The following is a 20,981-nucleotide window of genomic DNA, read 5'->3' as shown; positions in this document are numbered from 1 at the left end:
CGTCATGAATCCATCTGCACCCAAAACCAACCCCATTGCCACAGTTGAATCGCTTGACCATGAAGGCCACGGCGTAGCGCGCTACGAAGGTAAAACCATTTTTATTGATGGTGGCTTACCTTTTGAAACGATTACGTTTAGTAGCTATCGCAAAAAGCCAAGCTTTGAAAACGCGCAAGCAATTACCATTCATAATGACAGCTTTATGCGCGTTAAGCCCAAATGTCCACACTTTGGTGTTTGCGGTGGGTGTTCGATGCAACATATGGAATTTGGCGCACAGGTGGCTGCCAAACAGCGCATTCTCGAAGACAATTTACGCCGTATTGGCAAGGTCAGCGCCGAATCGATGCTGCCCGCCATTTATGGTCAAGCTTGGGGTTATCGCTCGCGCGGTCGACTCTCAGCGCGCTATGTGGCAAAAAAAGAACAAGTCTTAGTTGGCTTTCATGAGCGCCGCTCTGGCTTTATCGCCGATATGCGTGAATGCCATGTGTTACCCAAATCCATGTCCGATCAATTATTGCCGCTGCGTGAATTAATCAGCGCGCTATCGATTGTCAACGACATGCCGCAAATCGAGCTGGCCGTCGGCGAGAACGTCACCGTGCTGGTGTTTCGCGTGATGACCGACATTAACGACGCGGACTTGGCCTTATTTAAAGCCTATGCCGACCGCTGGCAAGTGCAAATCTGGTTGCAACCCAAAGGCCCCGATTCAGCCTACCCACTCTACCCGCTCGATGCGCCAGCACTGACGTATTCACTGCCTGAATTTGGCATCGAAATGCCGTTCAAACCGACTGAATTTACCCAAGTCAATTATGCAATTAATCGCGTTATGGTGGCGCGCGCAATGAGTTTACTCGATCCGCAACCGGGTGAAATCATTGCCGATATGTTCTGTGGTTTGGGCAATTTCACGCTACCAATTGCGCGTAGCGGTGCCAAAGTACTGGGTATGGAAGGCAGCAAGCAATTGGTTGAACGCGCGCTAGAAGGAGCGATTCACAATCAGCTCGATCACCTCACTAGCTATGAAATCGCCAACTTATTTGAAATGACCGAAGAATGGCTCGATAAGCTCGGTCGTTTTGACAAAATGCTGATCGATCCACCACGCGATGGCGCCATGGCTTTATGCCAATCAATCAGTATTGAGCACGGCCCTAAACGCATTGTTTATGTCTCATGCAGCCCAGCTACCTTGGCGCGCGACGCGGATATTTTGGTCAATGTAAAAGGCTACACACTCAAAAACGCTGGCGTGATTAATATGTTCCCACATACCGCGCATGTGGAAAGTATTGCTTGGTTCGAAAAAGAATAAGCCCACCGCAAGCGCAGTATTGAAGCCATAAAAAAATGCCGTTCAATCGTAAGATGAACGGCATTTTTTCGGCAAGTCAGCGGCTAAGTAACTGAGCAAAATTTTTCACGCAAGGCGCAAGGCCGCAGACAGTACACACGTACGACAAGGCGAAGCAACGATGCACGGAAACTTTTGCCTGCACTTATCGCTTCACGGCCAAGCCGCAAAACCGCGTTACAGCAAAGCCAATAGCAACACTGCCGCACGCGCTGGCAAGCGCGCATTATCGGCCACCAACCACATTTGTACTGAACGACCATCAGCCGCCACTTGCAATTGATTGAGCCACACTTTGTCGCCACCAATCGCGTCTTGTGGCGTCGCAATGCCGGCGGCGCCGTCGGCTTTCAGGTAATACAGCGCCGGTGAGGCTTGGATTGCCGCCTCAACTTGCGCCAGCGTTACCACGTCATGCATCAACACATTGATGCTGACTGCATGACCAAAAAACACCGGTACACGGCTCACGGTAATGCAGTTTACTGGCGTACCTACGGCAATCAGTTCGGCACTAATTCGCGCTTCTTCACCACAATCGGCCGTTGGTAATAAATTAAACGCCAAACGCTTAGGGTAACCGGCTAGCTCCACTTCTTGCTGCGCAAACAATTGCCGCGTTTGCATCGACAGCGCTTCAATCGCTGCTTGGCCGTCTTCGGACACCGACAACATCGCTGTTGCGCCAGCAAAATCAATCGCCCCCACGGCTTGCAATGCCGCCAATGGCGCTGACATCATTGACGTCAACACATGCGGCAAACCCACAATTTGGCCGCGCTGTGGCTTACCCGATTTGCTGGCGGTGGCACCTGTTAAATCAATCACCGCCGCACCGGCATCACACGCCGCTTGGGCATAACGTTTAGCTAATTCCGGCGCGCCAATAAACACCACCGCGTCGGCTTTTTTCCAATCAAAACTAGCAACATCAATCATCGGCAAGCTTTGATGGCGCAACTCAACCGAGACAGCGTCTTCATCATCCGACAAAGGATACAGTGCGGTCAAAGCCAATGGCATTTCACCCAATACATCTAAAAATGCTTGAGATGCAGGGGTATCAGCCCCAACAAGAGCAACTGCAATAGCTTCAGACATAGACCCACTCCAAGTATCAAAAAAACAACCGCCACATACACATCATCGTATGGGCGGTGAAGGCCGCATTTTACTCGGTCTGGCCCGATAAAACGAGTAAAGATCACCGAGGGTTTGTTGACGTTTGGTTTTCCGCTGCGGCTTACGCAATTTTCGCGGTGAAGCAAAGCGTAGTCAGCGCCACATCGTCATTCTAAGTCAGCTTGCGACAAGGTACGATGCACCGCGCAAAGCGCAAAGCCCAATCACAAATTTTATCGCTGGCTCGGCTTATTCGCTAAGCTATTACCCGTATTGACCTCCCCTAGGCTGGCAATCGCTGACAAAATAAGCTAAACCCAAAAGGTAATTCCACACCGACAATTCCAGTAGCAATTAACAACTCAGTCAGGCAATGTTCAGGTTTGGTGTTGATGTTGATGTTGTGCCGCGCACGTCGAGCTGGGGCTTAAAAACCCGTCTAAGCGCACCGAGTGAGTCAGAGACAAACAGCTATATCGTTTGGCTCACGACGATCGAGGGCACAGCGGAGCTGGGCGCGCTCGGGTCGCCTTTCTTTCCCCCTCTTTCTTTGGCGAGTCAAAGAAAGAGGGTGCCGCCACTGACTGCGACTGTAAACAGCCGTGCCGCAGGCACTTAAAACCATCAACACGTAATCTGAACACTGCCCTAAATAATTAGGTATCTAGCTTTAAACACTATAAATAAACGCATAGCGAGGTATACCCATGAAATTTACTACTAAAAAATACGGACTCCTCGGTTTGGGATTCCTGCTTGTTGCCGGTTTAGCCAGCGCCAGCGCGACAACCGAGCGCACCCAACTGGCCAAAGACAATCATGGCTGCGTGGGTGAAGAAGGCTATTCATGGTGCGTAAAACAAAAACAATGTGTACGCCCCAGCAAAGTATTAATCGACAATGATCTCGAGCTCACCGCGGAAAACTTCCATAATTTTTGCGAAAACAATCGTTAAACTTCACCACCGCGAGACTTGGGCATGTTGCTTCATCTCAAGCATGCCTTCTTCGCCACCACCAACAAGAATCATGACCATGAATAAATCCCTGCTTTTTACCCTGCTGTTAGCTTGCAGCAATCTCTATGCACACAGCGATATCCCGATTCAAGCCGAACACGGCGGCACAGTCAAAGAATCTGCCGCAGGCCATCAACTGGAACTCAGTTACCGCCCTGATTCACTCACGCTGTATCTCAAAGATCATGACGGCCGCCCAATCAAAACCAGCGGCGCCAGTGCGGTGGTGATTTTACAAAACCAGCAACAACAACGCCGAGTTGCACTTACACCGAGCGGGGGCAATCAACTCAGTACTCAGGGCGATTTTGCGGCACTCGCTGGCAGCGTCGCCATTATTCAATACACGCTTGCTGGGCAAAAATTAGAACAAGCGCGGCTAACACTACAGTAGGTCGATCTACAGCCAATTGATCTGCAGCCGACTTGACCAGAGTGCCAATAACACTTCTAGGCAAACCAAACGTCAACAGACCCTAGCAAGCCGGCTGCTGCTTGATTCATCGTCTTGCTGGTTGTTGGCTTTTTGGCATAAAACCCGCCAACAAAAATAAATTACTAATGCAGTTATTTTTAAATAAGAAAAACAATAAAAATCTAACTTTAATTTTTAATTCAAGCCGATTATTAACAATGACTTTTTGTCAGGCTTTGAGAGAATAGCCAAATCAATGCCGAGCGATGCTTGGCTTTTTTTTTGAATTATTTTCTTAAGGAAATCGTCATGGATCAGCAACCCTCAATTACTATTTCAAGCCTTGATTTAGCGCGAATCGAAAAATTAATGCATTCAGCAGCGGCGAAAAATAGCCCAGGCTTAGCCGCTCTGCAAAATGAACTGGATCGGGCCAATGTGCTTGAGCCAACGCAAATTCCTCCGGGCTTAGTCACAATGAATTCAACCGTGCGCTTTATTGAAGACGCCAGCGGTGCTTTGTCTGAACTCACGCTGGTTTACCCCGATGAAGGCGGCGCAGCGGGATCGGTTTCAATTTTGGCGCCCGTCGGCAGTGCGCTTTTGGGGCTCTCGGTTGGTCAATCGATTCATTGGCAAGTGCCGGGCGGGCGAGAACTTGAACTACGAATTTTAGACGTCGTCAAACAGCCAGAGGCGATGGGTAAGTTTCATCGTTAATCCCCCTACCAGCGGTGTAGCCGCAGCCAAGCCATCAACGACGCGCGCGTATTCACCGCGCGTCGTGATTTTATGAGCGGCAATACGCCGCCCATACTGCCAAAAAAATAAGCGCCGAAGCATTGATTTAATCCCCGCAAATCCGCTGCAACGTGGGGTTTACACCACAAGTCTTACAGCACGACCAGCCACATGTAACTCTGTGTACGGCGCTACGCAGAATCCCCTATTTTTAAGTTACAATCACCGTCTTTATTAGAAACCCAGAACTCAGGCAGGAGAGCATCGATGTCAATGGCAGATCGCGACGGCGTTATTTGGTATGACGGCAAAATGGTACCTTGGCGCGAAGCCACGACCCATGTGCTGACCCACACTTTGCATTACGGCATGGGCGTTTTTGAAGGCGTTCGCGCTTACGAAACCAGTACCGGCCCTGCGATCTTCCGCCTGCAAGATCACACCAATCGCCTGTTTAATTCGGCCAAAATTCTGAATATGACTTTGCCGTTTACTCGCGAAGAAATTAACGCCGCGCACATCGCGGTGATTAAAGAAAACGGCTTAAAATCGGGCTATATGCGCCCAATGGCGTTTTACGGTTCAGAAAAACTCGGCATCGCGCCACCAAAAAAAGACGTGCACATTATCGTTGCCGCTTGGCCTTGGGGTGCGTATTTGGGTGAAGATGGTTTGGCCAAAGGCATTCGCGTTAAAACGTCGAGCTTTTCGCGCCACCACGTGAATGTGACGATGTGTAAAGCCAAAGCCAACGGCAATTACATGAATTCAATCATGGCGCACGATGAAGCTGCCGCCGATGGTTACGACGAAGCGCTGCTGCTGGACGTGGATGGTTTTGTCGCTGAAGGCTCGGGCGAAAATATTTTCGTCGTGCGTGCTGGCAAGCTGTACACCCCAGATTTGACCTCGTGCTTGGACGGGATTACCCGCAATACGATTTTCCAAATCGCCACTGAGATGGGCCTGCAAGTCATCGAAAAACGCATCACCCGTGATGAAGTGTATATCTGTGACGAAGCATTCTTTACCGGCACTGCCGCTGAAGTCACGCCGATTCGCGAACTGGATAACCGCACCATTGGTTGCGGTAGCCGTGGCCCGATCACTACTGAAATCCAAAAGCGTTATTTTGATATCGTTCAAGGCCGTAACAGCCACCATGCCGATTGGCTCACTGCCTGCTGATAAACACCGTTGGGTGGGTTGACGGTTTTTTGCCGCAGACCCACCGCTAAGAACAACGCCGATCTAACCGCATCAGCTGCACGATGGCTGACAGCCGATGAGTCTCGGCGTTTTTTTAGATACAATGCAGCGAGCTAACCCCTACAAAATCCTCATTCGGAGTTCAACTATGAGCGTTAAAGAATCGCAAAAAGACATCGAAGTACTGGCTAAAGACTTGCCACTGCATTGCCCAATGCCAGAAATGAGCAGCTGGAATTCGCATCCTCGCGTGTTTCTCGATGTTAGCAAAACTGGCGCCGCCCAATGCCCATACTGTGGCACGACGTATCGCCTTAAAGCTGGTGAAGTTGTTAAGGGTCATTGATATACCCCGTATAAAAGTTGTATGGCAAGGCGTCTAAGCCACTGGCAACGCTCAAAGTGAAACAGCGATGCTCGCGGCAAGCAGCAAGCCCAAATCGCCAACCGCAGCCGCCCGCAGCCAGATTGATCAATAAAGCGGCTTAATACGCCGCTTTTGTCGTTGATAAGTCGTAAAATAGGGCTTTGCCACGCTGCGGCGACACGCGTTAACACCTTGCTAGCGCAGTATTTAGGAAAATTAATTTTGAAACGAATTCTCATCGTCGCTCCCGCTTGGGTGGGCGATGCCATTATGGCCCAGCCCCTGTATGCACGAATCAAAGCGCGCCACCCTGATGCGCTAATCGACGTGCTCGCGCCTGCATGGACGCGACCGCTGCATGCGCGGATGGCCGAAATTAACGATTTGATCGACGCGCCATTTACCCATGGCGAACTCAAATTACGTGAACGCTGGGCCTTAGCCCGACAAATCAAAGCACGCGGCTATCATCAAGCGATTGTGCTGCCGAACTCACTCAAATCGGCCTTAGTGCCGTTTTTTGCTGGCATTGCCAAGCGCACCGGTTGGCTGGGTGAAATGCGCTATGGCTTACTCAATGATGCGCGCGAGCTAGACCCGATTTTGCTACCACAAATGGCGCAGCGCTTTTACGCCCTAGGTGCCGATGCGGGCGTACCGCTCACTGAAGCCATGCCGTTTCCGGTGCTCACCATCAACGCCGACGCGCGCGATGCCACGGTGCGTAAACTCGGTTTAAGTTTGGATACGCCCATCGTCGCCATTTGCCCCGGTGCAGAATATGGCCCAGCCAAACGCTGGCCTGCGGTACACGCCGCAGCATTGGCCAATCGATTGATCGCCGAAGGTCAGCAAGTTTGGCTATTGGGCTCGAATAAAGACCAAGAAATTTGCAGCGAAATTCGCCAGCTGGCACCGCAAGTACTCGATTTAGCCGGCAAAACCAGTCTGGCCGAAGCAATTGATTTAATGTCGCTCGCCAGCAGTGTGGTGTGTAATGACTCGGGTTTAATGCATGTGGCCGCCGCATTGCAGCGCCCTTTAGTGGCGGTGTTTGGTTCGAGCTCACCGAGCTTTACCCCACCGTTGGCGATTAAGGCCAAGATTGTGACCCTTGATTTAGAATGCAGCCCCTGCTTTGCCCGCGTTTGCCCACTAGGGCATATGAACTGCCTCAATCAACTTGAAGCGGATCTGGTGTATACCGCGCTCAATAAATTAAAAACATAATTAGCTCGGCAAAAGTTTCCGTGCATCGTTACTTGGCCTTGCGCGAAAACTTTTGACCAGTTGGCGCTCAATCGCGGCGCACCGAGCCAGTCTAAATCGATGCTTCAACAACAGCGCCACTGATTGAGCTCGCCAGCGAATCGATCAGCGCTGCCCATTTAACACCGTGTTATTTTTAGGAAACCATGATGGAATTTCTGGATCTTGCCCCGATTGCGGGCGTGAATGGCAGCGTTGCCCTGCCCGGCTCAAAAAGCATTTCAAATCGCACGTTGTTACTGGCAGCACTGTGCCAAGGCAGCACCCGTGTCTTGGGTTTACTCGCTTCGGACGATACCGAACGCATGCTCGAAGCCCTCACGGCGCTTGGCATCAAGATCGAGCAAATCGGCAACAGCCGTGATTTTATCGTGCATGGCTGTGGCGGTGAATTCCCGGTTAAACAAGCCGATTTATTCCTTGGTAACGCGGGCACGGCGTTTCGCCCATTGACTGCGGCGCTAGCCTTTGCTGGCGGCGATTACCGTCTGTCTGGCGTGCCGCGCATGCACGAGCGCCCAATTGGCGACTTAGTAACTGGCTTACAGCAAGCGGGCTGCAATATCGAATATTTGGGCAACGAAGGCTTTCCGCCGCTACAAATTCGCCCCGGCAGCGTGACGAGCAATCGCATTGCCGTGAAGGGTAATGTCTCCAGCCAGTTTCTGACTGGGCTGTTGATGGCGATACCCCTTACCCAACGCGATATGACCATTGATGTAATCGGCGAATTGATCTCTAAACCGTATATCGAAATCACACTGAATTTAATGGCCAAATTTGGCCTGAAAGTCGAGCGTAAAAGCTGGAACGAATTTTTCATCCCCGGCGGCCAAAGTTATACCAGCCCCGGCGAAATCCACGTTGAAGGCGACGCATCCAGCGCGTCTTACTTCCTCGCTGCCGGTGCCATCGGTGGCGGCGTAGTGCGCGTGGAAGGCGTGGGTTCTGACAGTATTCAAGGCGACAAACGTTTTGCCGATACCTTGGCCGAAATGGGCGCGGTGATTACTTGGGGTCCTAACTGGATTGAAGCGGCACCACCGGCGAGCGGCCAGCTCACCGCAATTGACGTGGATCTCAACCACATCCCTGACGCCGCGATGACCATCGCCATTGCCGCGCTCTACGCCAAAGGCACCACTACCATCCGCAATATCGAAAGCTGGCGCGTGAAAGAAACCGACCGCCTTTCGGCCATGGCCACCGAGCTGCGTAAAGTCGGTGCCACCGTGGTTGAAGGACAAGATTGGATCTCGGTAACGCCACCCGAAGCACTCACCGCCAACGCCGAAATCGACACCTACGACGATCACCGCATGGCGATGTGCTTCTCACTGGTGGCGATCAAAGGGGTACCGGTTCGCATTAACGACCCTAAATGCACCGCCAAAACCTTCCCAACGTATTTTGAAGAATTGGCACGGATCGCAAATTAAAGCCCGCGAAAACCAAACAAAAAGCCGCACTGTTTAGTGCGGTTTTTTGTTTTTTACATTGAGGTATTGCCATGTAGGCAATGAATTTAAAGAGCTACAATTAAATACTGCCCCTTACTTAGCCTCAAAATCCAGCGCCACCGAATTAATACAATACCGCTCGCCAGTGGGTGCTGGGCCGTCGGGGAAGACGTGGCCTAAGTGCGCGTCGCATTGTGTGCAGCGCACTTCAATCCGCTCCATGCCATGACTGCGATCAACGATACGTGTGACGCCAGATTCGTCGGCCGCCAGCGAGAAACTTGGCCAACCGCAACCGGCATCAAATTGATCAACTGAATCAAACAACAGCGCGCCACAGCAGATGCAATGGTATTGCCCTGCGGCACGATTTTTTTCGTATTGACCGCTAAATGGGCGCTCGGTGCCACTTTGCCGCGTCACGTAATACGCGGCAGGACTGAGCTGAGCCTGCCACTGGGCATCGGTTTTGCTGACTTTTTCCATTGATTACTCCTTAGATCATCTACAGCCTACGGTTAAACTGCTAACATCAAACTTAAATGTTTCTTATGAGCCTACCATTATGTTTTATGCCCGTCGAAATGCCCAAGGCGAAATCATTACCCTTTCGGTGGAAGCTTCGGCTGAAAACCAAGAAAGGCTCGATAGCAATCATCCCGATGTGGTCAATTTTTTAGTGAAATCGGACGAGGTTTTTTATTCGCTCGATACCGATTTAATTCGCGTGATTGAAGACTTGGTCGATGTATTGATTGATAAAAACGTCCTTCGGCTCACTGACTTACCGTTGCCGGCACAATCGAAATTGCTGTCGCGCAAAAAGGTACGTAACACCTTAAAAAATTCGCTGAATATTTTAGTCGACAATGATGAAGGCTTGATTTAAATCCCAACTCGAGCAGCATTCAGCACGCGTCGAGCAGCCATAAAAAATGGGCGCGAATCTTTCGCGCCCTAATTACGCCTGATGCTCAATCTGGCAATTTACGACTTATTTAACTGCAATGTCGCGCAAGGATCTGGGCGTTGCGCTGCAGGAATTGAGTGCACTTCATCAAAATAATGTTCTTGCTCTGATTCAACAAATCCCACCGAATACGCTTGCGGTAGCCATTGGGCTACGCCGATATCACGACGGGTATGTCCGTTACCTGCAATCAATACAACGCCTTGCGACAAATACGGTGTCATCACTTGCGCCATTAAGCGATCACGGGCAATTTGCGCCCGCGCCATCGGTTCTTCCATCGCCAGCGGTAGTTTTCCACAATGCCCTGCTTGCACTGCTTGCCGCTGCCCAGCTAAAACGGCGGGCGCAATAGCCGCATTTAAATCCATTCCCGCCAAACTAGTTAAACTCGCTTGCGGGTTTTTCATCAAAGCCGCCGCGTCTTGGCGCGATAAATTGGCCGCCAACAAGGGCAAATCATATTGCATTGCCAATTGAATAATCGGTCGATATAAAGGCCAATCCCAGCGCGCACCACCGGCTTTTTTAATTAGAAAATCAACGTCTTTCGGGCGTTTGGCGCGCGCTTGATCAATATCGGCTTGCCGTTCAACGTCAAATTGTTCCATGGCAATCGCTGGCCGCCAACCCGCTTTAATTCGGGCTTTGAGCCATGCATAGCGCTGCTGATGGCCCAGCGCATTGTCGTGTACTTCGCCCAATAACACCACGGGCTGAGCTGTCGGCGCAATGGATTGCAAAGAACTAGGCGACTGACAGGCGGCCAATAAGCTCAGTAGTAATAAGGGATAGATTCGTTTCATTCGCTGATTGTGCCATTGAAGGGAGGGGTTAATTTTAGGGGTAAAGATTATAACTTGCAAATGAGAATAAATATCATTAACATGCAGACCACAAATTGATAACGATTCTTATTTACGTTTGGTTTGGTCTCTGCTGATTTGCAAACGCATCATTCGCGCTGCACTGCGGGCCGCTAAAGGACAAAAAATGAAAGCCACGGTTTTGACTTTGACGCTACTTTCTGCCGCGATGCAGCACGCGTTTGCCGCAGCAGAGCCGGTATTTCCAGCTCTTGACCCAATCGTGGTGATTGGCACCCGCACCGAGAAAGAGCTCAGCGAGCTGCCACCATCGATTACCACCACCACCAGAACGGTGCTCGACGACGATATGATTGATGATTTTCGTGATTTTTCGCGAGCCGAGCCGGGGGTGAATATCCGGCAAAATGGCCGCTATGGTTTATCTAGCGTCAGCATCCGCGGTTTGGATAGTAACCGCGTATTGATGATGGTCGATGGCATTCGCCTACCGGATGCGTTCTCTTTTGGCTCTTACCTTAATAGCGGCCGCGACCAAGTCGATTTTTCTCAGTTATCGGCAATTGAAGTCTTACGTGGCCCTGCGTCAACGTTGTATGGTTCGGATGCCTTAGGCGGCGTGGTCGGCATGCGCACTACCAATCCCGCCGATTTATTACAAGGCAGAGGCGATGTTGCCGGCCAAGTGAAAGCCGATTACGCCAGTGCCGACCAAAGCTACGGCGCGCAAGCGGCGGTGGCGTTTGCCATGGGTGAAAATACTTTGGGTTTAGTGCAAGTGGCGGGGCGCCGTGGCCATGAATTAGCCACCATGGGCACTGTTGATACGCAAAAATATGGCCGCACCACCGCCAACCCACAAGATACGGAACAACGCAGCGCCTTAGTGAAATTGCAGCATTATCTCGATGGTGGTCATCAATTAGGCTTTACCGCCGAAACCAATCAAAAGTCGGTCGATACCTTGATGTATACCGACATCGGCGCCCCCATGATGAGCTCGGTGAAATCGAGCCACGCTGAAGACCAACAAAATCGCCGCCGCGTATCAGTCGATTATGCATACACCGCACCAAACCAAAATGGCTGGATCGATGCGGCACAAGCGATGGTGTACCGCCAAGATATGGACACCACACAAAAATCGTATCAAGTGCGCCAGCAAGGCAAAACTTACACCCCAAACTGGAGCCGTATTTCCAGCTACGACCAAGACACTGTTGGTGTTAACGGCTTGGTGGAGAAAAAAATCGCTGGTGATATTGGCCAACACTGGACTGTGGGCGCGGAATGGTTCCAAACCCATTTGACCGAATTGCGTGACGGCACGCCAAGCTCAAGCTCACTCAATGTGCGCGATGTGCCCAAAACAAAAACCACGCAATGGGGTATCTACGCGCAAAATGAATTGAGCTTTGCCCAAGGCCAATTCACCCTCACCCCCGGTTTACGTTACGACAATTATCAACTCAATCCCGACGTGGATGCCGCATTTAGTAATGGCGGCGGTAAAGCCGTGGCGCTGAGCGATTCAGCGCTATCGCCCAAGCTGGCTGCGGCATGGCAAGTGAACGACAACAGCCGTTTATTTGCCCAATACAGCGCGGGTTTCCGTGCGCCGAACGCGATGGAGCTCAACGGAAGTTACGTCTCACCAATGGGTTATGCCGCCATTGCCAATCCAAACTTAAAACCCGAAACCAGCCATGGTGTTGAGGTGGGTGGCCGCTTTGGCGACCATGATTTAGGCGCCAGCATCGCGACCTTCCACAATCAATACGACAATTTTATTGAGCAAGTGAGCTTGTCTTGCCCAGGTAGCGCGCAATGTGTGCCTGGCACCACCACCACCTATCAAAACCAAAACATCAGCCAAGCGCGTATTTACGGGGCTGAAGTGCGAATGAACTGGCAGATCGGTCAAGGTTGGCATACATGGGCTAACGCCGCTTGGGCTGTTGGCGTGAATGAGACCAACGATAGGCCATTGGGCAGTGTGGCCCCCTTAAAAGCCGTTACCGGCTTGGGTTATCAGCAAGCGCAATGGGGCGGGCAAATCTTATTCACCGCAGTAAAAGGCCAAGACAAAGTCGCAGGTGAAGCAGACTTTCAAGCGCCGGGTTATGGCTTAGTGGACTTAATCGCTTGGTGGAGCCCACGCAAAGATCTGAAGATTACCGGTGGTGTTTTCAATCTGGGTGATCGCAAATATTGGGTTGATAGCGATGTCCGTGGTTTAGCGGCCAACACCGAACACATGGATAGGCTCACTCAACCCGGCCGCAATGTACGTGTGAGCGCCGATTGGAAATTCTAATCATCCGCCAAAACCGTCCACTTTGAACCTCACGTTGTAAACATATTTTGCTCTCGAGCTTATAGATAAGGAAAACCAATGAACGCGATGACTTATTCCGAACGCGCCGCCAGCCTGCAAGCCGCAGACCAAGCATTACGCCAAACCGAGCCCAAATTACGCATCAGAGATCGTGCACTGCGCCTGCAAGTGACTGAAGCGGAGCTGGTTGCCGCCGAATGTGGCGTCACCGCTACCCCACTCAAAGGCACAGCCCAAGCCATTTTCCGCGACTTAGCCCCTTTGGGCGAAGTGATGGTTTTGAGCCGTAATGAATGGTGCGTGCACGAGCGTCATGGTGAATACGAACACATCGAAGCTGAAAAAGCCATCGGTTTGGTTTTGGGTACAGATTTAGATTTGCGGATGTTTTTTAATGCATGGCAAAGCCATTACGCCGTTCAAGATGGCGATCGCCTCAGCCTGCAATTTTTTGATGGCGCCGGTGTGGCCGTACATAAAATCTTTATGACTGCCAACAGCAATCTCGCAGCTTACCAAGCTTTGGTTGCTAAATTTGCTGATGCCGCCCCCGCTTGGCCTAGTATTGCGCCCTACCCAGCTGACGAAATGCCACGCGATGCCGCTGATCCTGCAGCGCTGCGTGCCGCATGGTTGGCATTGACCGATACGCACGGCTTTTTCCCAATGCTGCGCAAAAACCAAGTGAGCCGTTTAGGTGCTTTACGTGCAGCGGGTGCTGATTTAGCCCAAGCAGTGCAAATGGATGCCGTTGAAACCATGCTGCAACAAGCGGCGGATTCAGAATTGGCGATTATGTGCTTCGTTGGCAATCGCGGCATGGTGCAGATTCACTCTGGTCCAGTTAAAAAGCTGGTTCGCACCGGCCCTTGGTTCAATATTTTGGATGAGAAATTTAATCTGCACCTCAATACCACCGCCATTGCTTCGTGCTGGGTAGTGAATAAACCCACCGTCGATGGTTGGGTCACTTCGCTTGAGGTGTATAGCGAAAGCGAAGAATTAATCGTGCAGTTCTTTGGTGTGCGAAAACCCGGCGTGCCGGAGCTGGCGGCTTGGCGCACCTTGCTAGAAAACTTATGCCACACGCCTTTGGCGCAATAAATTGCTGTTCTGAACTTGGGTTTGAGCTGCCACGCTATGGCAAGCCAAACCCAGCGAGCTTGAGTCCATAACTCGTTTACTGCTGGATATATCATGCGTATTTATTATTCTTTGACCTCCCTTTTGCTGCTCTTTTTTATTGCGAGTTTCAGCGCGCTGGCTCTGGCTACCCCCCCCCGCGTGGTGAGTTTAGGTGGCCCGCTGACTGAAATTATTTACGCACTGAACGCCGAGCAACATTTGGTCGCAGTCGATCAATCCAGTGTGTATCCAGCTGCGGCCAATCAACTGCCTAAAGTCGGTTATTACCGGCAGTTTTCGGTTGAAGGCATATTGGCCAGCAAGGCCGATATGGTGTTGGCGACTGATCAAGCTGGGCCACCACAAGCCTTAGCCCAGCTACGCAAGATGGGCATCAAAGTGATTATTTTGCCCGGCCAAGCCAATCTGTCGGCCTTATCGCAACGCATTCGCGGTGTCGCCACGGCACTCAATCAGCCGCAACAAGGCGAGCAATTGGCCAATAAAATCAGCCAAGAAGTCAAAGCATTGCAGCCGACGGCCAGAACAATCACCAGCACCAGCAGCGCGTTAATGCTGATGAGTCGCAGTGGCGAGCCTGAAGGCGCCGGCAAAAACACCAGCGCCGATGCAATGATGCAATTGGCCGGTTTACACAATGTGTTAGCGCAGCAACAAGGCTATAAGCCATTGTCACGCGAAGGCATGGCGGCGCTGCGCCCCGACGTGATTATCACCACCACCAGCACCTTAAGCAGCATGGGTGGGATGGCCGGTTTATTGGCGCGCCCGGGCTTGGCGCAATCGCCCGCAGCCAAAAATAAACGCGTGATTGTGATGGATGATTTATTACTGCTTGGCTTTGGCCCGCGCCTGCCAGAAGCGTTACGTCAACTCATTAACACGGCGAAATATTAATGTGCTGTCGACTTCAGTTTACCCATTCAATTAACTGGCTGTTGGCCGTCGGCGTGTTACTCGCCTTGCTCATCTTTACCGCTAGCCACGGTACGGTGCAAATTCCCCTCAATGCCATCCCGAGTTTGTTGTTCAACACGGCGCAAAAATTGAACGATGAGCAGCAGTTTTGGCGCGATGTTTTGCTAGAAATCCGTTTGCCCCGCGTGCTGTTTGCCGCTTTAGCCGGCGGCGTTTTGGCGTTAGCGGGGGCGACAATGCAAGCGCTGTTTCGCAATCCATTGGCTGAACCCGGACTCATAGGTATATCGTCCGGCGCTTCTCTGGGTGCGGTCTGTGCGATTGTACTGGGAGGGGGTAGTTTTGCGATTTTAGCGCCTGCGGCATTTTTAGGCAGTATTTTAGCCACCGCTTTGGCGTATCACCTTGGTCGGCGTTACGCCGGCATGGCCGGTTTATTACTCGCGGGTATTGCGATTAACGCCATTTGTGGCAGCTTGATGGGGCTATTTACTTATCTGGCCGATGACAATCAATTACGTAGCCTGACTTTTTGGAATATGGGTAGTTTAGCTGGCGCCAGCTGGCAACGCTTGGCGATGCTTGCGCCCTTTTTATTGCTGATTTCAATCTGGATTATGCGCTATTGGCGCGCCATGAATGCGCTACTGCTCGGTGAGCGCGAAGCCTTGCATCTGGGTTTTGCGATTAAAGGCTTACGCCGCAAATTAATTGTATTAGTGGCGCTATTAATTGGCCCCTTAGTCGCCGCCACCGGTGGCATTGGTTTTGTTGGTTTGGTGGTGCCGCATTGCGCGCGCATGCTGTTGGGTGCCGATCATCGGCGCTTATTACCGGCTTCATTGTTACTCGGTGCTATCGCTTTAGTGCTCGCCGACTATATCGCCCGCATCGCTGTGGCACCGGCCGAGCTCCCCATTGGCGTCGTCACTAGCTTGATTGGCGGGCCGTTTTTTCTTTGGCTATTACTTAGCCGCAAGTCTTAAGCTGATTTATGTTAACTCTCGATCAAGTTTCTTTTGCACGCTGCCATCGGCCGATTTTAAATCAAGTGTCATTGGCGATTCCTGCTGGCGAATTCACCGCGATTTTGGGCGCCAATGGCGCAGGCAAATCCACACTGCTGTCTTTACTTTCAGGCGAGCTGACGCCCCAGCACGGCCATGTGCGCTGGGCTGGGCAAGATGTCCGTGAGTTCGACAGCCAGCAATTGGCGCGTGTTCGTGCCGTTTTGCCGCAAAATCCCGGGCTGGGGTTTAATTTATCGGTCGATGAAGTGATTGCCATGGGCGCGTATCCGTTTGCCGAATTATCGCCCAGCACGGTGGCCGAGGTGGCGCATGCGGCGCAGCAATGGGCGGATGTTAGCCACCTCACTGGGCGGCGCTACCCGACTTTATCCGGTGGCGAGCAGCAGCGCGTGCAATTTGCCCGTGTGTTGGTGCAAGCCTTGGCAGCGCAACAAGTGGGAGAATATCGCTGTGTATTGCTGGATGAGCCAACGTCGAGTTTAGATCCATTGCATCAACATGGCCTCTTGGCTGCGGCGCAAAAACTCACACGAGAGGCCGGCATTGCCGTGGTTGCGGTGTTACATGATGTGAATTTGGCCGCACGCTACTGTAGCCGTATTGCCATGCTGGCCAAGGGTGACATTATTGCCAGCGGTATACCCCAAGATGTTTTAACCCCTGAACATTTACAGCAAACGTATCAACTCGCCGCCACCGTGATCACCCATCCGCAAGACCCACAGCGGCCTTTGGTGTTATTTGACGGTTAAGCTACCCTATCGCCACCCGCTAAGGACGGCGTGACGCCTCGTTGAGGCGGAGCATCCAGCGCGTTGGATCGCCAAACCCAGCGTAACCAGCAAGTAGTGCCCTGCCACAATCGCAAGTCAGTTGATCACTATTGTTCAGCCTCGATCGGATTTGAATTGATTTAAATCAAAAAATTTAATGCAATTCAAATGATAATGAATATCATTAACATTTAAACCCAAAGCCATGAAGCCATTCACCTGCAACAACGATGTATTACCCGACGCTTTTCAAGAGCGCAAAGCACTAATGCCGATGTGGGGCGCCAATCCGATTCCTGCTGAGCAATGGCCGCAGATGCAAGCCACGCTAACGCAAGCGGCCATTAGCGACGGCGCTTTGGCTTATTTTCATATCCCATTTTGTGCCAATCATTGTGTGTTCTGCGGTTTTTATCGCAATGCATGGCAAGAAAAACACGGCACGCCCTATGTCGATCGCTTGATTGCCGAGCTCGCTCAAGACGCCAGCACTCGCCCTGCTGGCGGTAGTATTCAAGCGCTGTATTTTGGCGGCGGCACGCCAACGGCATTATCCGCCAACGATTTAACGCGACTATTGAGCGCCGCTCGCCAGTATTTGCCACTGACAGATGATTGCGAAATCACCATCGAAGGGCGGATTTCGCATTTTGATCGCGACAAAGTCAACGCTTGCCTCGCGGCGGGCGCCAATCGGATCTCGATTGGCGTGCAAAGTTTTGATAGCCAACTGCGCCGCCGTTTAGGCCGCCACCATAGCGGTGAAGCGGCTGCGGATTATTTGCGCGCTTTATGCCAAGACTGTGATGCCGTGATTGTGGCCGATTTAATGCTTGGCCTACCGGGCCAAGATGATGAGAAATGGACGCACGATCTGGATGTGGCTTTGTCTTTAGGGCTTTCAGGACTGGATATTTATGCGTTTAACGCTTTTCCGTCTTTGCCGATCAATCGCATGATAGCAAAAGGCGCGCTCAAGCCTTTGCCTGATTTGGCCACACAAGCACGTCAATACGCCTACGCCGTGCATAAAATGCAAGCGGCCGGTTGGGTGCAAGTGAGTAATAGTCATTTTGCCAATCCGCAAAAAAACGAGCGCAACCGCTACAACAGCGCGATTAAAACCGGCCACGACTGCCTCGCCTTTGGCTCGGGCGCGGGCGGCTGCCACTCGGGTTTGAGCTATCAAGTGCAGGGCGAATTAGCGGCTTATTTGGCCAGCACCAGCAAACCTTTGAGCTATATCGCCGGCGTGAGCGATAAAAAACGCATTTTCGGCCAGATTCAGGGCGAACTTGATCGCGGCGTGTTGTCACTCGAGCGACTCGCCGCCTACCCCGCTGCGCTAGAAAAAATCAATGATTGGCAAGTCGCAGGCTTACTCAACATCGATGGCCAACACGCCGCACTGAGTATTGCTGGCCGATTCTGGTCGCCAACACTCACCCGCGAACTTGCTGTATTACTTTAATGCTGTCTGGAGCCACCATGAACCCAACTTTAAATACCGAACAAATCGAAGCGCTACAAAACCGCCTAGCTAAAAACCCAGGAATTGTTTTAGAGCAATTGGCCGATAGCCTCGCGTGCCCGCTACAAACCGTGATCGAATGCCTGCCTAACACCCTGTGGCAAAAAATGGCTGGCAGCCAGTTTGTCCCGCTATTGGACATGATGCATGCTTGGCACAGCAGCGTGACGGTGATCAGTAATAGCAATGATGCGATTTTAGAATTTACCGGCCCGCTCCCCTACGGCGAAGTCAGTCACGGGTTTTATAACTGGAAAAACAGCACTGGTTTACACGGCCATTTACGCTTTAGCCAATGCAGCGCCATCTATTGGATTGAGCGCCCATTTATGAATAAGCCAACAGCTTGCCTTATTTTTTGCAATTTAAATGGCGACCCAATGTTTAAAATCTTTGTTGGTCGTAATGAAGCTGGCGAACTACGCCAAGATCAGCTCGATGCATTACGCCAATTTGCCGCGCAATATTGTGAATTAGCATGAAACAACACGATCTATTGATTTTGGGAGGCGCGGCCAATACTGGCTGGCATTTAGTGCAACACGCCCGCCGCCAAGGCTTGCGCGTTGCCTGCATGGTGCGCGCTGGTCGCGACACCCAAGCACTGGCTGCTGCCGGCGTGACCATTTTGCACGGCGATGCGTTTAATTTGAATGACTGCCAAAATGCCATTGCAGCGGCTGGTGCGCCTTTATTAATTAGTCTACTTGGCGGCAAGAATGCAGAAGGCCGCCGTGTTGACGAGATAGGCAATATCAATGCCATTAATGCCGCGCAGCAAGCCAGTCATGCATGTCGATTTGTGTTGCTGACGTCTTTGGGCTGCGATGAACAATGGCCACGTTTATCACCAGCAGCGCAAGCGGCATTGGGCGAAGCGCTGCAAGCGAAAACCCGCGCCGAACAGCATTTACGTCGCAGCCAGCTAGATTGGCTAATTGTTCGTCCCGGCGGGCTCACGCATCAAGCGGCCACTGGCCACTATGTGATTGAAGATGAAACCACAAACGCGCAAGACAGCTGCGATTATTTGCCACGCGCCGACGCGGCGCAAGCCTTGCTAGCGCTGGCTTTACGTACAGATAACCGCCGAAAAGTCATCACCGTTTTAGGAAAAAAATAAACCGCTAACAGATGGCTGTTGATCGAGCGTTTTCGCCGCAGCGTTGAGCTTAGGCATTAAAAAAGGGTGTAGTTCATCAAGAACTGCACCCTTTTTTCAATTCGAGAAATAATGCACGCACTAAACTTACTGCGCTCGCGTGCTGTATTGATAACGGTCATGCACCAATGGTTCATTCAAATGCGTATCGGTGAGCATAATGCCTTGCTTAGCCGCTCTGGCTTTCACGTCGTTGCGACAAGTCTCATCGGTCGGCGCTGAAGCGGCGTATAGCACTTTGCCACACTCACCCAGCACCGCGCTAAATTGGGCGGGATCGATATTCAATAATGGATTTTGATATTTTGGATCAACCGAATTGGCGTCAATTGGCGTCTCAGCAGGCTTTTCACCACAAGCCATCAAACTCAAACACAGCAAACCTGCCAGCACTAGATTATTTTTTTTCACTGTCTCATCCTTATTCTTGATTTAAGCGTAATGTACCTGATTTAAACCCAGCTGACAGCGTAGCGAGACTGAATTCGCGCGTAGCGTCGCAAAAAATCATCAAATTGTAAGACATGCCTTGCGAGTACACGGCTTGATTGGATTGAATTGATTGAATTGGTAGGCAAAGCGGACAAAAGACATCGATTAACCCTGTCTGAGCGCGAAATCATCGGGTGATGAAAGTGACAGGCAATAAAAAACGACTTAGCTCGCGCTTAAGTCGTTTTCTATTCGAATTCTGGCGTCCCCACGGGGAATCGAACCCCGGCCGCCGCCGTGAAAGGGCAGTGTTCTAACCGCTAAACTATAGGGACTGTGTTGCAAATAAGGTCAAATATAAAAAAATTTGATCAAAAATGCATTTAATGCAATAGTAAGAAATTGGTGCGCCCGGAGCGATTCGAACGCCCGACCCTCTGGTTCGTAGCCAGATACTCTATCCAACTGAGCTACGGGCGCACTGTATTTCAAACTTTTAAAACTCACCAACTCGACAGTTGGCGTCTCCACGGGGATTCGAACCCCGGTCGCCGCCGTGAAAGGGCAGTGTCCTAGGCCTCTAGACGATGGAGACTCGGTAAAACGCTTTAAGTGTTGGTGCGCCCGGAGCGATTCGAACGCCCGACCCTCTGGTTCGTAGCCAGATACTCTATCCAACTGAGCTACGGGCGCACTGTACAACTTAAAGATCCTGGCGGAGACGGAGGGATTCGAACCCTCGATACAGGTTACCCCGTATGTCGCCTTAGCAGGGCGGTGATTTCAGCCACTCATCCACATCTCCGTTCAGGGAGACCGAATAATATACACACTATCGGCCTCCGTCAACACTTCTACTTGAAAATTTCTGATGAAATGTCG

At 51.4% G+C, this 20,981-nt stretch carries 21 protein-coding genes and 5 tRNA genes; 17 read left to right on the top strand and 9 right to left on the bottom strand.

Translation table 11 applies throughout. The features are described 5' to 3' along the window. Positions 1 to 4: 4 nt before the first annotated feature. On the top strand, positions 5 to 1,330 hold the full coding sequence (gene rlmD / locus HQN60_RS09480; protein WP_173533410.1) for a 23S rRNA (uracil(1939)-C(5))-methyltransferase RlmD: 1,326 nt from the start codon (positions 5 to 7) through the stop codon (positions 1,328 to 1,330). A 216-nt stretch (positions 1,331 to 1,546) separates the two neighbouring features. Here the strand turns inward: rlmD and HQN60_RS09475 are convergent, their stop codons facing one another. Next, positions 1,547 to 2,470, bottom strand: a complete 924-nt coding sequence (locus tag HQN60_RS09475; protein ID WP_173533409.1) for an Asd/ArgC dimerization domain-containing protein — start codon at positions 2,468 to 2,470, stop codon at positions 1,547 to 1,549. Positions 2,471 to 3,198: 728 nt separating this feature from the next. Here HQN60_RS09475 and HQN60_RS09470 point away from each other — a divergent pair. The 7 genes from HQN60_RS09470 to aroA all read left to right on the top strand — a co-directional run bounded on the left by HQN60_RS09470 (position 3,199) and on the right by aroA (position 8,950). Next, positions 3,199 to 3,447 (top strand): hypothetical protein, encoded by a 249-nt coding sequence (locus HQN60_RS09470; RefSeq protein WP_173533408.1) that lies wholly within the window; start codon positions 3,199 to 3,201, stop codon positions 3,445 to 3,447. Between the two features lie 79 nt (positions 3,448 to 3,526). After that, positions 3,527 to 3,904, top strand: coding sequence for a hypothetical protein (locus HQN60_RS09465; protein ID WP_173533407.1), 378 nt, complete (start codon positions 3,527 to 3,529; stop codon positions 3,902 to 3,904). A 330-nt stretch (positions 3,905 to 4,234) separates the two neighbouring features. Next, positions 4,235 to 4,645, top strand: coding sequence for a nucleoside diphosphate kinase regulator (rnk, locus tag HQN60_RS09460; protein ID WP_173533406.1), 411 nt, complete (start codon positions 4,235 to 4,237; stop codon positions 4,643 to 4,645). 288 nt (positions 4,646 to 4,933) lie between these two features. Beyond that, the gene (locus tag HQN60_RS09455; RefSeq protein ID WP_173533405.1) at positions 4,934 to 5,854 is read left to right on the top strand and encodes a branched-chain amino acid transaminase; all 921 of its coding nucleotides are present in this window, start codon (positions 4,934 to 4,936) and stop codon (positions 5,852 to 5,854) included. Positions 5,855 to 6,023: 169 nt separating this feature from the next. Then, a complete protein-coding gene (locus HQN60_RS09450) occupies positions 6,024 to 6,221 on the top strand; it encodes a zinc-finger domain-containing protein (protein ID WP_173533404.1) in 198 nt (65 codons plus the stop codon). 243 nt (positions 6,222 to 6,464) lie between these two features. Further along, complete coding sequence (gene waaF, locus HQN60_RS09445) at positions 6,465 to 7,472, top strand: lipopolysaccharide heptosyltransferase II (protein WP_173533403.1); 1,008 nt, start codon at positions 6,465 to 6,467, stop codon at positions 7,470 to 7,472. A gap of 188 nt (positions 7,473 to 7,660) precedes the next feature. After that, a complete protein-coding gene (gene aroA, locus HQN60_RS09440) occupies positions 7,661 to 8,950 on the top strand; it encodes a 3-phosphoshikimate 1-carboxyvinyltransferase (RefSeq protein WP_173534667.1) in 1,290 nt (429 codons plus the stop codon). Positions 8,951 to 9,064: 114 nt separating this feature from the next. Here aroA and msrB read toward each other — a convergent pair whose 3' ends face one another. After that, positions 9,065 to 9,457 carry a peptide-methionine (R)-S-oxide reductase MsrB gene (gene msrB / locus HQN60_RS09435; protein ID WP_173533402.1) on the bottom strand — a complete coding sequence of 131 codons (393 nt, stop codon included), beginning with the start codon at positions 9,455 to 9,457 and terminating at the stop codon, positions 9,065 to 9,067. A gap of 79 nt (positions 9,458 to 9,536) precedes the next feature. On the opposite strand from msrB, the gene HQN60_RS09430 reads away from it, so the two are divergent. After that, positions 9,537 to 9,860 (top strand): tryptophan synthase subunit beta like protein, encoded by a 324-nt coding sequence (locus tag HQN60_RS09430; protein WP_173533401.1) that lies wholly within the window; start codon positions 9,537 to 9,539, stop codon positions 9,858 to 9,860. A gap of 98 nt (positions 9,861 to 9,958) precedes the next feature. Here the strand turns inward: HQN60_RS09430 and HQN60_RS09425 are convergent, their stop codons facing one another. Beyond that, positions 9,959 to 10,747, bottom strand: coding sequence for a ChaN family lipoprotein (locus HQN60_RS09425; protein WP_173533400.1), 789 nt, complete (start codon positions 10,745 to 10,747; stop codon positions 9,959 to 9,961). A 187-nt stretch (positions 10,748 to 10,934) separates the two neighbouring features. Here HQN60_RS09425 and HQN60_RS09420 point away from each other — a divergent pair, with 187 nt between their 5' ends. The 8 genes from HQN60_RS09420 to HQN60_RS09390 all read left to right on the top strand — a co-directional run bounded on the left by HQN60_RS09420 (position 10,935) and on the right by HQN60_RS09390 (position 19,628). Further along, entirely contained in the window at positions 10,935 to 13,085 is a 2,151-nt protein-coding gene (locus tag HQN60_RS09420) for a TonB-dependent hemoglobin/transferrin/lactoferrin family receptor (protein ID WP_173533399.1), read from the top strand. Positions 13,086 to 13,163: 78 nt separating this feature from the next. Further along, a complete protein-coding gene (locus HQN60_RS09415; protein ID WP_173533398.1) occupies positions 13,164 to 14,210 on the top strand; it encodes a hemin-degrading factor in 1,047 nt (348 codons plus the stop codon). Positions 14,211 to 14,303: 93 nt separating this feature from the next. Next, complete coding sequence (locus HQN60_RS09410) at positions 14,304 to 15,149, top strand: heme/hemin ABC transporter substrate-binding protein (protein ID WP_173533397.1); 846 nt, start codon at positions 14,304 to 14,306, stop codon at positions 15,147 to 15,149. Continuing rightward, a complete protein-coding gene (locus tag HQN60_RS09405) occupies positions 15,149 to 16,156 on the top strand; it encodes a FecCD family ABC transporter permease (protein WP_173533396.1) in 1,008 nt (335 codons plus the stop codon). Before HQN60_RS09410 ends, HQN60_RS09405 begins: the two co-directional genes overlap by 1 nt. An 8-nt stretch (positions 16,157 to 16,164) precedes the next feature. Beyond that, positions 16,165 to 16,953 (top strand): heme ABC transporter ATP-binding protein, encoded by a 789-nt coding sequence (locus HQN60_RS09400; protein WP_173533395.1) that lies wholly within the window; start codon positions 16,165 to 16,167, stop codon positions 16,951 to 16,953. A 226-nt stretch (positions 16,954 to 17,179) separates the two neighbouring features. Next, entirely contained in the window at positions 17,180 to 18,445 is a 1,266-nt protein-coding gene (hutW, locus tag HQN60_RS09395; RefSeq protein ID WP_308419400.1) for a heme anaerobic degradation radical SAM methyltransferase ChuW/HutW, read from the top strand. A 17-nt stretch (positions 18,446 to 18,462) separates the two neighbouring features. Continuing rightward, entirely contained in the window at positions 18,463 to 18,987 is a 525-nt protein-coding gene (gene hutX, locus HQN60_RS16385) for a heme utilization cystosolic carrier protein HutX (protein WP_308419399.1), read from the top strand. Continuing rightward, entirely contained in the window at positions 18,984 to 19,628 is a 645-nt protein-coding gene (locus HQN60_RS09390; protein WP_173533394.1) for an NAD(P)H-binding protein, read from the top strand. Before hutX ends, HQN60_RS09390 begins: the two co-directional genes overlap by 4 nt. Before the next feature lie 126 nt (positions 19,629 to 19,754). Here the strand turns inward: HQN60_RS09390 and HQN60_RS09385 are convergent, their stop codons facing one another. From HQN60_RS09385 to HQN60_RS09360, 6 genes are all read right to left on the bottom strand, one after another. Next, entirely contained in the window at positions 19,755 to 20,078 is a 324-nt protein-coding gene (locus HQN60_RS09385; RefSeq protein ID WP_173533393.1) for a hypothetical protein, read from the bottom strand. Positions 20,079 to 20,359: 281 nt separating this feature from the next. Beyond that, a tRNA-Glu gene (locus HQN60_RS09380) sits at positions 20,360 to 20,434 on the bottom strand. Positions 20,435 to 20,502: 68 nt separating this feature from the next. Continuing rightward, positions 20,503 to 20,579: transfer RNA gene (locus HQN60_RS09375), tRNA-Arg, on the bottom strand. 39 nt (positions 20,580 to 20,618) lie between these two features. Then, positions 20,619 to 20,694: transfer RNA gene (locus HQN60_RS09370), tRNA-Glu, on the bottom strand. A gap of 21 nt (positions 20,695 to 20,715) precedes the next feature. Further along, a tRNA-Arg gene (locus HQN60_RS09365) sits at positions 20,716 to 20,792 on the bottom strand. 20 nt (positions 20,793 to 20,812) lie between these two features. Next, positions 20,813 to 20,904 (bottom strand) — tRNA-Ser (locus HQN60_RS09360). Positions 20,905 to 20,981: the final 77 nt, after the last annotated feature.

The organism is Deefgea piscis (genome assembly GCF_013284055.1).
Classification (GTDB): Bacteria; Pseudomonadota; Gammaproteobacteria; order Burkholderiales; family Chitinibacteraceae; genus Deefgea; species Deefgea piscis.
This window is presented reverse-complemented; position numbering and strand designations above follow the sequence as displayed.

Excerpts from the sequence above, each read along its gene's own strand:
- rlmD (WP_173533410.1), top strand. The coding sequence starts at position 5 with ATGAATCCATCTGCACCCAAAACCAACCCCATTGCCACAGTTGAATCG.
- HQN60_RS09475 (WP_173533409.1), bottom strand. The coding sequence starts at position 2,470 with ATGTCTGAAGCTATTGCAGTTGCTCTTGTTGGGGCTGATACCCCTGCA.
- HQN60_RS09470 (WP_173533408.1), top strand. The coding sequence starts at position 3,199 with ATGAAATTTACTACTAAAAAATACGGACTCCTCGGTTTGGGATTCCTG.
- HQN60_RS09465 (WP_173533407.1), top strand. The coding sequence starts at position 3,527 with ATGAATAAATCCCTGCTTTTTACCCTGCTGTTAGCTTGCAGCAATCTC.
- rnk (WP_173533406.1), top strand. The coding sequence starts at position 4,235 with ATGGATCAGCAACCCTCAATTACTATTTCAAGCCTTGATTTAGCGCGA.
- HQN60_RS09455 (WP_173533405.1), top strand. The coding sequence starts at position 4,934 with ATGTCAATGGCAGATCGCGACGGCGTTATTTGGTATGACGGCAAAATG.
- HQN60_RS09450 (WP_173533404.1), top strand. The coding sequence starts at position 6,024 with ATGAGCGTTAAAGAATCGCAAAAAGACATCGAAGTACTGGCTAAAGAC.
- aroA (WP_173534667.1), top strand. The coding sequence starts at position 7,661 with ATGGAATTTCTGGATCTTGCCCCGATTGCGGGCGTGAATGGCAGCGTT.
- msrB (WP_173533402.1), bottom strand. The coding sequence starts at position 9,457 with ATGGAAAAAGTCAGCAAAACCGATGCCCAGTGGCAGGCTCAGCTCAGT.
- HQN60_RS09430 (WP_173533401.1), top strand. The coding sequence starts at position 9,537 with ATGTTTTATGCCCGTCGAAATGCCCAAGGCGAAATCATTACCCTTTCG.
- HQN60_RS09425 (WP_173533400.1), bottom strand. The coding sequence starts at position 10,747 with ATGAAACGAATCTATCCCTTATTACTACTGAGCTTATTGGCCGCCTGT.
- HQN60_RS09420 (WP_173533399.1), top strand. The coding sequence starts at position 10,935 with ATGAAAGCCACGGTTTTGACTTTGACGCTACTTTCTGCCGCGATGCAG.
- HQN60_RS09415 (WP_173533398.1), top strand. The coding sequence starts at position 13,164 with ATGAACGCGATGACTTATTCCGAACGCGCCGCCAGCCTGCAAGCCGCA.
- HQN60_RS09410 (WP_173533397.1), top strand. The coding sequence starts at position 14,304 with ATGCGTATTTATTATTCTTTGACCTCCCTTTTGCTGCTCTTTTTTATT.
- HQN60_RS09405 (WP_173533396.1), top strand. The coding sequence starts at position 15,149 with ATGTGCTGTCGACTTCAGTTTACCCATTCAATTAACTGGCTGTTGGCC.
- HQN60_RS09400 (WP_173533395.1), top strand. The coding sequence starts at position 16,165 with ATGTTAACTCTCGATCAAGTTTCTTTTGCACGCTGCCATCGGCCGATT.
- hutW (WP_308419400.1), top strand. The coding sequence starts at position 17,180 with ATGAAGCCATTCACCTGCAACAACGATGTATTACCCGACGCTTTTCAA.
- hutX (WP_308419399.1), top strand. The coding sequence starts at position 18,463 with ATGAACCCAACTTTAAATACCGAACAAATCGAAGCGCTACAAAACCGC.
- HQN60_RS09390 (WP_173533394.1), top strand. The coding sequence starts at position 18,984 with ATGAAACAACACGATCTATTGATTTTGGGAGGCGCGGCCAATACTGGC.